Origin of the sequence: Desulfosarcina ovata subsp. ovata (genome assembly GCF_009689005.1) — a bacterium.
Lineage (GTDB): Bacteria > Desulfobacterota > Desulfobacteria > Desulfobacterales > Desulfosarcinaceae > Desulfosarcina > Desulfosarcina ovata.
This window is the reverse complement of sequence record NZ_AP021879.1, coordinates 3,736,945-3,750,463: the sequence shown is the minus strand read 5'-3', so window position 1 is coordinate 3,750,463 and position 13,519 is coordinate 3,736,945. Positions and strand designations below refer to the sequence as shown.

The following is a 13,519-nucleotide window of genomic DNA, read 5'->3' as shown; positions in this document are numbered from 1 at the left end:
CGATTTCGTTAAGTTATGAGCGGCATATTGGAAGGTTCTATTGATTGATGGGCCGGTTTGTCAATGTCGTTATGGGTTGTGATATACAATAACGATGGTTGACGAGAAATAACGAATGGGTGGCTCAGTCGATCAAACCCGGTTGACAAACTCAAGTGGCGTGATTGTATATTGGTTATAACAAACGGTTTGCAATGTGGTGCTTTTCAGCATTTCCATGGGGGGCAGGTTTATGGAACGAAGAATTGGCATTGATCGACGGCAGGTTCACATGTTTTTTGCCAACGAGCGCAGAACCGGTCCGCATGATCGCAGAGGCGCAGACGCAAGGCGGCAGGAAAGGGCTCGACAGATCAAGAAAATTGATACGATCAGATCGTATAAAGAGAAAACGCGCAACGCTTCAGGCGTGTCGCCGGTTTCTTCCTCACGGAGGATGGTCTATGTGGGGGTGGCCCTTTTGATCATTCTTGTTATTGTGCTTTTCGCCACCTGAAAAGGGTGCCGGCCCGTTTTCTGGTCGTTTTTCATGCCGTTGTCCGTTTTTTGGGCGTCTTTCCGTCGCACGGCGGCTGCTGGCATTTCGTGCAGATGTGACTGCTGCGCTGGGCCACCATCCGGCGGACAATCGTGGTTCCGCAGCGTAGGCAGGGCCTGCCGGTGCGACGAAACACTTTCAACTGATCTGCATTTTTTCCCGGGCGATTGTTTGCCGAGTAAAAATTGCCCTGACCATTTCCCAGTGACGTGCCCATATTCATGATGCCCTTTCTTAACACCTGTCGAATGGACCGGTGCAGGGCAAACGCCTCTGCTGCGGTAAGGGTGTTGCTGGTTCGCAAGGGGTGGATGCGGGCGGCCCAGAGCGCCTCGTCCACATAGATGTTGCCCAGACCGGCCAGAAAATGCTGGTCCAGCAAAAGCGGCTTGATTTGCCGGCGGGTGCGTTGCAGCATGGACAGAAAGCGCCTGCCGGTGAACGTTTTGTCCAGCGGTTCGGGCCCCAGGCGGCCAAGAATGGTCTGGGGCGCCTGGGTCAGGAACAGGCGGCCGAACTTGCGCGTGTCCTGAAAGCGCAATTCGTGTGTCTGATCGATTTCCAGAATCACATGTTCATGTTTGTTGCGTGCGTTTCCCTTTGCCGTCCAGTTCAACCGCCCGCTCATGCGCAGGTGAATCAGCAGGGTCTGCCCTTTGGATAGTTGGCAGACAATGAATTTGCCCCGTCGGGTAAGCTTCCGGGCGGTAAGTCCGGTGATGGTTTCGCAGAACTGCTCCGGGTCCGGCGAGGCAATGGTTTTGGGCCAGTAAACGCGGGCGGCGGTGATGGTGCGGCCAACGATGGCCTGCTGGTTGAGTTGGTCGACAATGGTTTGGACTTCGGGCAATTCGGGCATCGCTAAGGTTCCATAACGCCCTAAACGGTGGCTTTGGATGTTGACGACATTCCGGCCAGTACCCGTTTCACGTAATTTCGGGTCTCCCGGTAGGGCACATCGCCATTGTAGCGGTCAACCGTTCCGGGGCCTGCGTTGTAGGCCGCCAGGGCCAGCTTGACATCACCGTCGAAACGATCCAGCATCTGGCGGATGTAGCGGGCGCCGCCGTCGATATTCTGTTGCACGTCAAAGGGATCGGTGACGCCCAGCTCCCGGGCGGTGGCCGGCATCAGCTGCATCAACCCCTGGGCCCCTGCCGGAGAGACCGCGTCCGGCTGGAAGTCGGACTCGGCGCGGATGACGCTTTCGATCAGATCCTCGGGTAGATTATACTTTTTTGCCGCTTTGCGGATGCTACGGCCGATCTGCCCATTGTTTTCCGGCGTGGATGCCGGGGCGGCGGTCATTTGGGCTACCGCCGTTTCGGAAATGCCGGTCCGGGAGGCGGATTGCAGCATGGCCGTGTTTAGCCGGTTGCGGTAACCGCCGCTCAGCAAACCGCTTCCCAGGGTGGACTGGCTGAAAAATCCGGATCTGGCCGATGAAGACCGCTGGCTGAGATATTCGGCGATGGTTGTCCCTTTCGAGTGGCCGCTGACGGTCAAACCATCAGTCGATGTCAGGTCACCCAGCACCTCACCGAAGCCGGTACCATTGACCGGCTTCAGCGGAATGAAATTTTTCGAAGATGTTGCCGTTTGGGGTTTCAACCCCGCCTGCCTGAGATAGGCATCGATGGTCATCTGGGTTCTGTCAATCATGGCCGCCTCGGTGTTATCGGTTTGTTCGATGAAATTATCTAACAAGAATTATGCCGTAATCGGCCGGTTCGGAATACGGTGATATTTTAAATGGTTAACATCTGGAATGGGATTGGCCGCGGACATAGCGTCAATTTTGCCGACAAATCGTTAATCCGTTGACACCGCCAGGCACAGGCGCCAGTGATTATGCGGCCATGGTATCTGAGGACTGATCCAACACCGTTCTCACTTTGCGAGACATTTCCGCGATGGTGACCGGTTTCATCAAAAATGCCTTGATTCCAATGGCTTTTGCCTTTCCCCGGCTGATCTGTTCGCTGAACCCGGTGCAGATAATGATCGGGGTCAGGGGATTGATGCGCATCATCTGCTCGGCCATTTGCTCGCCGGTCATAATCGGCATGGTCATGTCGGTAATGACCAGATCGAAGGCATCCGGATGGTTTCTGAAGTGTTCCAGTGCCTCGACGCTGCTTGACTGTGAGGTTACCTGATAGCCGAGTTCCGTCAGGATGGCCGTCGCCGATTCCACAATCAGGGATTCATCATCCACCAATAAAATCCGTTCATTGCCGGTAGGGTGATTTTGCGTTTTTGGCGACAAGGCCTTTCCAGCTGCATCGGCCGATGCGGGCAGGTAGATATTGATCGTCGTTCCTTGGCCGACTTCGCTGTACACCTTTATCTCCCCATCCAGGTTCTTGACGATGCCGTACACCACCGAAAGGCCGAGGCCGGTTCCCTTGCCTTGGGGTTTGGTGGTGAAATAGGGCTCGAAGATTTTGTCCATCATGGTCGCATCCATACCGTAGCCCGTATCGGCAATCGACAGGACGGCGTACCTCCCCGGTTGAAGCGACGTGGCCAGGCCATCGTTTTTTTCCAGCACGATCTCTTTGAGGCAAACCGTGATCTTTCCACCAGAGTCTTCCACGGCATGGTAGGCGTTGACGATCAGATTCATCGCAATCTGGTGCAGTTGGGTGGGATCGATCACCACCGGAGGGCAGTCTTTCCGGATCTTTTGGTTGATTTCAATATAGGACGGGATCGTGGAACGGCTTAATTTGATGACCTCTTTGAGAATGGTCTGAATTCGAACCGCGACGGTCTTGTTTTCCGATTGGCGGCTGAAGGTCAAAATCTGGTTGACCAGCTCCTTCGCCCGCATGCAGGATTGGTAAAGCCCATCGACGTAACGTTGTTGCGGTCCATCACCGTTCAGAGAATGCTTCAGCAGTTCACTGTACCCCATCATCGGTTGCAGGATATTGTTAAAGTCATGGGCGATGCCGCCGGCCAGGGTGCCGATGGCTTCCATTTTCTGAGCCTGGGTAAGCCGGGCTTCCAGGCGCGTCTTTTCCGCCTCGGCCAGTTTCTGGTCGGTGATGTCCCGGATGATGGCGACAATGTACGCTGTGCCCTGCTTGTCCGTGTAAAGGTTTTTTTTTGTCAGAAGAGTATGGACGATGCCCTCAGCATCAGTAAGCGTCTCTTCGTTGATGTTGGTTTCCCCGCTGGTCAACACCAACTCGTCCTTTGACCAAAATACATCGGCCTCTTCTTTTGACAGAAAATCATAGTCGGATTTTCCGATCAGTTTTTCCCGGGGCTGCCCCATGAAGGCGCACATGGCATTGTTGACCAGGATCCAACGATGGTACCGGTCTTTGACGAACAGCGGGTCAGCAATGGCATTGATTATCTCATCAAGATAGTTTCTCGACTCGGCGAGGTCCTCCTCGGCCATTTTGCGGTCACTGATGTCCGTTACGAACCCCTCGACGAAGGCCCTTTTGCCCGTTTTGTCACGGATCATGCGGGCACTGATGGATGCCCATATCTGGACACCGTCCTTTCGGTAAAGGCGGGTTTCCCATCCGATCGCATCCCGAAACTCGGAGATGATCGTGTCCAGTGCCTGACGGTCCTTCGGGTTGACATAGAGCTGCCGCCTGACGTCCGTGATACTCGAAATGAGTGCTTCCGGTGAATCGTAACCGAGGATTCTGGCCATGGCTGGATTGGCGTTGATCAGCTGACCGTCAGGCGTTTCCCGGAAAAGGCCCTCAATGGCGTTTTCAAAAATGCCGCGATATTTTTCCTCGCTCTTTTTCAGTCCCTCGATGGATTGGTTGAGCCGGTCGGCCATCACGTTGAACGTATGGCCCAGAACACCGATTTCGTCACTGGATTCGACGTTGACCTTCTGGTGCAGGTTGCCACCGGCAATTTTTTCGGCCACCACGGTCATCTGGCGGACCGGGCGCGTGATGGTCCAGGCGATCAACATTCCGATCAGCCCGACCAGAACCGTGATGATGACGCCGGCGATGCCCATGCCGCGGGTCATCCGCAATCGCCCTTCAGCGAGCAGGGTGCGGTAGGTCTGAAGCTCGTCCAGGTAGACGCTGGTGCCGATGATCCAGTCCCAGGGTCCATAATAGGCCAGGCGGGCAATCTTCCAGCGTGGTGCCGGTTCTCCCGGGTTCTGCCAGCGATAGCGTTCGGTGGCCATTTCACCGGGTTTTAACCCTGCTGCCGTGTGGATGATGGTCTGGACCACATACCGGCCGTCGCCATCCCGGCTATTCCAGATATTTTCGCCATCGCGTTCGCCTTTGTGGGAAATGATGTAGCGACCGCGCGCTTCTCCATTTCCGCCGAGGACATAGACATATCCGGTTTTGCCCACGCGGGTCTGGAGAATGGCCTTTCTGACGCGTGACTCGACATCCTTTTGTTTGACGCCCACGTAGAGCATGCCCACCAGGTTGCCGGACCCGTCTCTCAATGGTTCATAGGCGGTCAGGTACCAGGCGTTCACCACATAGGCACGGCCATGGTAGGTCTCCCCCCTGAGAATGGCGGCCACCACCGGATTTTTCGAACCATCGGGATTGACCGCCGGAATGTAGGTTCCGATGGCGCGCTGGTTCTCTTTGGTCCGTACCGTGGTGGCGACACGCAGCATGTCGCCGTCAGCGTTCATGCGTTGGAAGATCGTGGCGGTTTCGCCGACCAGGCGGGTGACCGGGTCGACAATCGGGGCTTCGACGGCAAGGTCGGCGTGCTGGCCCACCCAGGTGTTGCCGATGAGCAGTTTGGGCAGGTTCAGCTGGTCGGATTGCCGGGTAAACTGATTGGTCACCGTCCAGGATACCGTGTCCGTTGCCAGGCTGACCTTACCGGCAGCCTCAAGCAGGTGCCGGGCAACGTTGAGATTGTAGTCCACCTGCGACTGAACCGCCTCGTTGGCCGTCTTGATGATCTGGTAAACCCCCTGGGTGATGTGGTCCAGATCGGCGTTGATCAGTTGTTCCACTTCAGATTGGGCCAGTTGGTTGTACTGGCCGCTATGCCAGACGGCAAGGGCGACCAGGGCGATGGCCGTGATCAGTACGCCGCTGGCTCCCAACAGAGCCACTTTGACGTCCAGACGCGTGTTTTTCAGTGCCTTCAGCATGGGCTCGGGAACAACCCGGTTCTGTTTGTCAGCAAAGGATATACCAATGTTATACCTTGACCATGTTTTTGTTGCGGATGGCAAAGGCGACCAGGGTCACCAACAATACCAGAATCGAGACGTTGATGATGAACATGCGGCCTTTGACCGTCAGTCGGTTAAGCATGCTGGCCCCCCTGAAAATGCGTAAAAAAGTGATGCATTGTGGCGCCTGGTATGGTCGTTATTGGTGTTTTTCGGGAAATCTTGAAGGAAAAATCGGGTTTGGTGGGGAGAGAGATCCGGCGGGTGGGTTCAATGATCAACCAGCAGAACCCTGCGCTTCGGACCGCAGGGCTATCTGCCGGCCTTCTTTTTTTGGATGAAAAGTGGACTGTCCGTCTTTTTCAGGCGCTCAAACCCAACGCACCGGTCGGGCAGCTTTTGATGCATTCGGGATCTCCGCCGCACAGGTTGCAATGAATCAGGTTGTCGCCGGAGGCAAACAGTGCATCGAAGGCACAATCCGCTTTTCTGTGGTTGTCGTTTTTCCAGAAAAATGTCTGCCTTAACGCGTCATCCGATTTTTTGTCCTCGGATTTCAGGCACAGCATCCGCTTGCACTGTCTGCAGACCACCGGTTGATGAGGCGCATGGTCCAGATGACCGAATTTTACCTGGATGGCGGATGCTTGCCGCTGTACCTGGCCGGTATGCACCAGAGAGCAGGTGATTTCACAGATCAGACAGCCCGTGCATTTGGATTGATCGACTTTTATGCGCATTTGGCCACCTCCTGATTGATTAACGCGTCCAGGTTCAAACGATTGACGGTGTCCTCGGTGGGGATGCCGATATCGTTCCAGCCGTGGAGCCGGTAGTAGTCGTCCAGCAGGGTCTCGAACTTGGCTTTGTCGATGGTCTCCCCTTGGGTGGGGCCATCGGGAATCGGCTGCTCGTAATACAGATCCGGCAGGTGGTCATCCTTTCTCGATATGCCTTCGCGGTTGATGAACATCCGTTCCGTGGTGTAAATCCTTTCGCCCAGGGTGTAGAGATCGTCATCGCTCATATCAAGGCCGACGGCTTTTTGCAGCAATTGGCAGATGTCCAGATACCCGATGGCGTTGATGCTGCTGAAGACGCCGGCCAGACGGCAAATCCCCACCGAATCGGTCACCGCATTGAACAGTTCGTGCCACCAGACCATGCGGGCCTTGCCCGTGTAATCCTTGAAATCCTTACCCACGTCACCGCCGTAGAATTGGCTGAGAATTTCCCTGGGGTAATTGACCACATCGGCGGACGGCCGGCTGCGCATGTGGCAGGTTCCCCGGGTGGCCACGGCCAGCCCGAACGCCAGTGCTTTGGCCGCCCGTTCATCGGTCATTTCGATGGATACATTTTTTATGGTCAGCAGGTGCTTTCCGGCTTCGGCGGGGAGCCGATTTACGGCAAAACTGCCTTCGGCCATGATATCGCCAAAGCCTTTCCGGTACACGGTGTCGGTCAGCAGCCGTTCGATGGCATCGTGATCGCCCCAGTTGAGTGCATAGCCCACATCGGCTTTGGTGATGATGCCCTTCTCAAACAAGGTGAATGCGAAGCCCAGGTAGTTGCCGCCTGAAATGGTGTCGACCCCGTATTGATTGCAAAGTTCGGATAAATAGACCACCGAGGACAAATCCAGGTTGCCCAGGGTCGGCCCCATCGACGCAAAGCTGGCATATTCGGGGCCTTCGCCTTTGGTTCCCTTGAAGCGGCCGGCCTTGATCTCGAAGCGGTGCCGGCAGTGGACGGGACACCCGAAACAGGAGTTCGCGCCGTTGCCCATTTTGGCTTTGAAATTTTCGGCAAACAGTTCCTGGCCCCGGTCGCCGACGGTGGTTTTCTGGTGATACCGGTAGCTGGTCCATCCCCGGGTATTGGCGTTCTTAAAAAGAATCGGGGTTCCGTATTCGCCGAGGGCCTTGCCCCAGGCGCTGCTGGTGGCTTTCCGGCTGGTCGCTCTGAGAAGATCGAGATAGCCCTTGGGATCATGGATGGAAAACGGCGTGTTGCCCCTGACCGCGATCGCTTTGAGGTTTTTGGAACCCATCAGCGCTCCCAGGCCGGTTCTGCCGGCGGCGTTTTTGGGGCCGGTGATGATGCAGGCAAACCGGACCCGGTTTTCACCGGCAGGGCCGATGCACATGGTCTGGATTTTGTCATCTTTCAGTTCATCGCGGATCAGGGTTTGGGTTTCCCCGGTTTTTTTGCCCCACAGATGGGTGGCGTTCACAAAGGCGATGTTTCCATTATTGATATACAGATAGACCGGGGTGGGGCTTTTGCCGGTGATCACCAGATGGCTGAATCCGGTGCCGGCCAGCTCGGCGCCAAAATATCCGCCCACATTGGAATCGGCGAGATAACCGCTCTCGGGCGATTTACCGGAAACGTTCATTCGTCCCCCCAGTACACCGGTCATCAGGCCGGCACCGAAGATCAACGGACTTTCAGCATCAAAGGGATCGAGCCCCTTGGGCGCCAGATGGGTCAGATAGTACATATTCAGTCCCCTGCCGCCGAAAAAATTTTTTCTCAGGCTCAGCGGGATATCCTGAACATCGACTTCACGGGTACTCAAATTGATAAACGCGGTTTTTCTTTGCAGCGGCATAAACGTCTCCATGACTTGCTTGTGAACCAAGGGGGCATGGTCTGTGGGTGTTGCCAGATCCTTTTTTTGTGCATCCCCTTCGCTCGGTGGATATGGGCTTGTTGGTTCTGGTAACGGTAAAGCCAAAGTTGTGCCAATCTTAAAAAATAAGTAAAATCAAGTTGTTAAAATATATGCCGACAATTATCACGATATATAATGACTAAAAGCATGAAATATAGTGATAATTGTTAAATGTCATGATACTATGGCCGGCATCTTGGGACGCAGGCGGAACCGCCTGAACCCGACTGTGCTTGGATCAAAACCGGGAGGACTCTACTATGCAGGTGGATGAAAACGAATTTTTCCGTCAGGCAACCATTCATATCTGCAGCAGCCTCAATATTGAAAAAGCCATGCAGCGCTGCCTTCGCTTTATCGAGACCCATATGCCGGTTTCATGGATGTCCCTGTATCTATACGAGCAGGAGACCGGCATGATTTCGAATCTGGCCACTGTCTCCCGCCGGGGAAGCGTTCCCCGGCTGCCGTCGATCGCCCTGCCCAAGGACGCGATTACCCAGATTGAGGAAGAGTTCGCCCAATGGCAGGAGGTCAAAATTGTCAGCAGCCCGGAACACGATGCGGTTTCCAAAACCGTTTATCAGCAGACGGGAAAAGCGAATATTTCCCTTCTGGTGATGCGGCTGGTGATCGAAAATAAGCGATTGGGCGCATTGACGGTGATCGCCGAGCAGAAAAACGTCTATCATGAAACCCATGCCGAACTCATCGGCCTGCTCAGAAAGCCCTTTGACATCGCGGTTTCCAATGCCATCCGGTACATGGAAATGGTTAGATTCAAGGATATGCTGGATGCCGAAAACCGTGAATTGAACCGGGAGCTGTTCCATCGGTCGACGGATGATATCATGGGCGCCGATTCCGGATTGAAAGGGGTCATGGAAATGGTTCGGCAGGTGGCACCGTTAGGCAGTCCGGCGATGCTCCTGGGGGAGACCGGTGTCGGCAAGGAGGTGATCGCCAATGTGATTCACTACTCCTCGCCGCGCCAGGACGGTCCCTTCATCAAGGTCAATTGTGGTGCGATCCCGGAAACCCTTTTTGACAGCGAGCTGTTCGGCCATGAAAAAGGCGCTTTCACCGGTGCCGTCACCCTGAAACGCGGCTATTTTGAACGGGCCCATACGGGCAGCATTTTTCTGGATGAAATCGGGGAGCTTCCCCTGCAGGCACAGGTCCGGCTGCTTCGCGTCCTTCAGAACAAGGAGATCAACCGGGTGGGGGGAACCCGGCCGATACCGGTGGATGTGAGAATTATCACGGCGACCCATCAGAATCTCGAAGAGATGATCAAGACCCGGCAGTTCCGCGAGGATTTGTGGTTTCGGTTGAATATCTTTCCGATCACGATTCCTCCCCTGAGACACAGAAAAGAAGATATCCCGACCCTGTTCCATCATTTCCTGCAGAAAAAAGCCAAGGAGCTGAGAATCCACACTCTGCCGCCGGTCACCGCCAGAGCCATCGAGCGGCTTCAGGCGTATCACTGGCCGGGCAATGTCCGGGAGCTGGAGAATCTGGTTGAGCGCACCCTCATCCGCAGTCGCGGACAGAATGAAAATGCCGGTCTGGAGATCGAGTTTTTGGGCGGGGTGGAGACCCCGCAGGATATTCAGCCGGTGGGCGAAACAAATCCAGCCATCCTGGCCCTGGACCAGGCCATGGCCGAGCACATTAAGCGCGTGCTGCGCATGACCAAAGGGAAAATTTACGGTCCCGACGGTGCGGCCGAACTGCTGGTGATCAACCCCAACACCCTGCGCAGCCGAATGAAAAAACTGAACATTCCCTTTGGCCGGGAATATCCCCTGACCTCATAGGTCCCCATTGGCAGGCAACGCGTGTCATCAATGAAACGGGGAGGGGCATCCTGGCCGAAAGGCCATCACAGGACCTACTTCCGGATGGGGCCTTCCAGCACCACGTGCATTCGGCAGTTTTTGCAGTCGAATTCCAGCCGGTACCGATGGCGGCCGTCGTCAATGTACAGTGGCGCCTCGAGCATTCTCCGGTTTTTGGGCATCTTGAAGCAGGCGTCCAACTGGTGCCGGATGCAGTAGCGGGTGGTCATCACGGTTTTACCGGCCGGATCGGCCAGGGTTTCAAAAGCCCGTTCCAGGCGGCGGACCCCGTGGCGCCGGTAGAATTGTTCGGCATGGTCGTTCAGGATGTTGGCCGTATGGGTCAACTCGCTTTGCGGGTAGGGCACGGAATTGGGAACCGGGTGATAGGAGGTACGCGGACAGGCCTCAAGCCGGATCCGTGTATGGTGGTCAAGGGCGTTGCGCCGGATTTCATTTAAGGTGCTCAGGGGGATGAAGCCGGGCGTGCCGGGCCGGATGCTTACCCGGGCCACCGTGTAGGGCGTGTCCCCGGTGCGGGACAGGTGCGTGTGGATCTGTTCTTTCATCCGCTCCGGGTGATTGGCCGGCTCCCATGCAAGGCGCTGGTCAACATGGCTCTGGTGGCCGTCTTCGTCTGTGACCGCCACGCGAATGCCGTCCGGATTCTGCTCGAAGCGGATTTCAAGGGCGATCTGCCGTTTGGCCGAGCGCTTTTTCAGGGCCCGGCAAAAGGCGTGATCGTGGTTGCGGAACAGCCGGGTACCCACCCGAAGTCCCTGCATGGAATTGGGATAGATCCGTTTCTCCCGAACCTGATCGACGCGGAACCCCACCAGATTTTTTTCCCGGTTGAAAAAACAGAGCCCGTCCCCGTTTTCGAGTTCACTGCCGCTGATTTCAAAAAAATCCTTGCCCGTGGCGGTCACCGTTCCCACGGACTGGCCGATGGCTTTCTGGGTGTCGAAAGAGGCGATTTTCTCTTTCCGGCCATCGATGAAATAGGGGGTATAGCCGCGATTGAAGGTCCTGTCCAGGTCCGGCGAAAAGGTATGGGTCGAACTGCCGGAAGATGCCCGACCGTAGCCCGGATGGGTCTGGATATAGTCATCGATGGCCATCCGGTAGGCGGCAACGACGTTTTTGACATAGTCGATCTCTTTCAGGCGGCCTTCGATTTTAAAGGCGGTGACGCCGGCATCCACTAGGTCGGAAATGTGATTGGAGAGGTTCAAATCTTTCAATGAGAGAAGAAACTTGCGCTCCACCAGGGTGTTGCCGGTACGGTCGCTCAGGGTATAACGGCTGCGGCAGGGCTGGGCGCAGACGCCCCGATTGCCGCTTCTTTGTGCCACGGCCTGGCTCATGTAGCACTGCCCGCTGTAGGAAACGCACAGGGCGCCGTGGACAAAGGATTCTAGTTCGATGGCGGTCTCACGGCGAATGCGGCCGATCTCCTCACAGGAGAGTTCCCTGGCCAGAATAACCCGGGAAAAGCCCACCCCTTCCAGAAACTTCACTTTCTCGGGCGTGTCGTTGTGCATTTGGGTGCTGGCGATGAGCGGGATGGGCGGAAGATCCAGCTCCAGCAGGCCCACATCCTGAATGATCAGTCCATCCGCACCCATCTCATAAACCGTGTGGATGATATCGCGGGCCTGCGGGATTTCGGCATCGGTCAGGATCGTGTTCAGGGCCACATAGACCCTGGCGTAATAAAGATGGGCGTGACGGATCAGCCGCGAGATGTCCGCCACGTCGCTGCCGGCTTCCGCCCTGGCGCTGAACTGGGGCGCGCCGATGTACACGGCATCCGCGCCATGGTCGATGGCGGCCATGCCGAGGGCGGCATTTTTGGCCGGGGCAAGCAGTTCAAGGGGGGTGGTCATCAATGAGACTCTCTATGCACCGGGTGATCAACCAGGAAATTGATTCCAGGGTTACCGTATTTGGATGTCTTTTTACCGATGCCACCCTACCGCAAAGCCCGTTTGAAAGCCAAGGCATTTAATCCCGTCCCGTCACGCTTATTTCACGATTGAACCGAACGTTGGAAGGACCAGCCGGCCGAATACGTGGTTGTTGACGATGGCGGAGACCAGCCCGTTTCGACTGGTAATCGGATCTGAGCCGAAAATACCCTAAGAAAATTCCTGATGGCCGGTAGGTTGTTGACCTATGACGGCAAAAAGAGCAGAATACGGACCATCTTTTAATTTGCGATGAGCACCCATCTATGCTGCGCCATACCTTTCTTCATATCCCGGGTGTCGGACCGAAAACGGAGCAGAGCCTCTGGGCGGCCGGCCTGACCGACTGGGCGTCGTTCGACGACGGCCTGCCGCTGAAGCTGACACCGGCCAAAAAAAATCGGATTGCCACCGAACTGCACGAATCACAGCGTCAGCTGACGGCGATGAATGCCAATTATTTCGCCAGTCGCCTGCCGGCCGGCCAGCACTGGCGACTGTTCAACGAATTTCGCGATCAGGCGGCCTACCTGGACATTGAGACCACGGGACTGGAGGCGGATTGCACGATTTCCACGATTGCCGTGTACGACGGGTCGGCGATGACCACTTACGTGAACGGGCAGAACCTGGACGATTTTGCCGATGACATTCAGCGTTACAAGCTGCTGGTGACTTACAACGGTAAGTGCTTCGACGTGCCGGTGATCGAGCGGGTGCTGGGCTGCCGGCTGGACCATGCCCACATCGATTTGCGCTATGTGCTGGCCGGACTCGGATTCAAGGGCGGGCTGAAACGTTGCGAAACCCAGATGGGCCTGTCGCGCGGGGATTTGGCAGACGTTGACGGGCTTTTTGCGGTGGTGCTTTGGAACGTCTACCTGCGCAACAATGACGAGCGTGCCCTGGAGACGCTGCTGGCGTATAACCTGCAGGATGTTATCAACCTGGAGATGATAATGGTCAGCGCTTACAACCTGGCCCTCGGACGATCCCCCATGGCCGGCGCAACAAAGCTGCCCATACCCCGGATTCCGCGGAATCCCCACCGGGTTGACCGGCCCACCGTCTCCCGCTACCAGGGGGAGGTCACTTTTCTGCGTTCCCTGCAGCCGAAGTGGTGATGATGACCAGCAACGATCCCCACACCATTTGTCTTCAGACGAGCCAAAAATGAAAAAATGTTTTTGCGTAAATTGCCATCCCGCTCGCTCCGTTTTGCGTTACCCCTGCCGGGTTGGATGGATACTGATTGTTTTAACCCTGCTATGGATGTGCATTTCTCCATGCACGGTTAATGCAGAGCCCCTTTCCGAACCGGATAAAAGCGCC

9 protein-coding genes are annotated in these 13,519 nt (G+C 55.9%); 3 read left to right on the top strand and 6 right to left on the bottom strand.

Going from position 1 to position 13,519, the window contains the following annotated elements; translation table 11 throughout:
• Positions 1-232: 232 nt before the first annotated feature.
• Positions 233-496: a hypothetical protein gene (locus tag GN112_RS16595; protein WP_155311233.1), complete on the top strand. Its 264-nt coding sequence runs from the start codon at positions 233-235 to the stop codon at positions 494-496.
• A 31-nt stretch (positions 497-527) separates the two neighbouring features.
• Here the strand turns inward: GN112_RS16595 and mutM are convergent, their stop codons facing one another.
• From mutM to GN112_RS16570, 5 genes are all read right to left on the bottom strand, one after another.
• Positions 528-1,397 carry a DNA-formamidopyrimidine glycosylase gene (gene mutM, locus GN112_RS16590; protein ID WP_155311232.1) on the bottom strand — a complete coding sequence of 290 codons (870 nt, stop codon included), beginning with the start codon at positions 1,395-1,397 and terminating at the stop codon, positions 528-530.
• A gap of 20 nt (positions 1,398-1,417) precedes the next feature.
• Positions 1,418-2,200: a lytic transglycosylase domain-containing protein gene (locus GN112_RS34415; RefSeq protein ID WP_231717041.1), complete on the bottom strand. Its 783-nt coding sequence runs from the start codon at positions 2,198-2,200 to the stop codon at positions 1,418-1,420.
• A 187-nt stretch (positions 2,201-2,387) separates the two neighbouring features.
• Entirely contained in the window at positions 2,388-5,669 is a 3,282-nt protein-coding gene (locus tag GN112_RS16580; RefSeq protein WP_155311231.1) for a Cache 3/Cache 2 fusion domain-containing protein, read from the bottom strand.
• Positions 5,670-6,055: 386 nt separating this feature from the next.
• Complete coding sequence (locus tag GN112_RS16575) at positions 6,056-6,433, bottom strand: 4Fe-4S dicluster domain-containing protein (protein WP_155311230.1); 378 nt, start codon at positions 6,431-6,433, stop codon at positions 6,056-6,058.
• Complete coding sequence (locus tag GN112_RS16570) at positions 6,424-8,310, bottom strand: aldehyde ferredoxin oxidoreductase family protein (RefSeq protein WP_162458971.1); 1,887 nt, start codon at positions 8,308-8,310, stop codon at positions 6,424-6,426. Before GN112_RS16570 ends, GN112_RS16575 begins: the two co-directional genes overlap by 10 nt.
• Positions 8,311-8,633: 323 nt before the next feature.
• Between GN112_RS16570 and GN112_RS16565 the strand changes: the two genes are divergently transcribed.
• Positions 8,634-10,196 (top strand): sigma-54-dependent Fis family transcriptional regulator, encoded by a 1,563-nt coding sequence (locus GN112_RS16565; protein ID WP_155311228.1) that lies wholly within the window; start codon positions 8,634-8,636, stop codon positions 10,194-10,196.
• 74 nt (positions 10,197-10,270) lie between these two features.
• Here GN112_RS16565 and GN112_RS16560 read toward each other — a convergent pair whose 3' ends face one another.
• The gene (locus GN112_RS16560) at positions 10,271-12,106 is read right to left on the bottom strand and encodes a peptidase U32 family protein (RefSeq protein ID WP_155311227.1); all 1,836 of its coding nucleotides are present in this window, start codon (positions 12,104-12,106) and stop codon (positions 10,271-10,273) included.
• Positions 12,107-12,453: 347 nt separating this feature from the next.
• On the opposite strand from GN112_RS16560, the gene GN112_RS16555 reads away from it, so the two are divergent.
• A complete protein-coding gene (locus tag GN112_RS16555) occupies positions 12,454-13,311 on the top strand; it encodes a ribonuclease H-like domain-containing protein (RefSeq protein WP_155311226.1) in 858 nt (285 codons plus the stop codon).
• Positions 13,312-13,519: the final 208 nt, after the last annotated feature.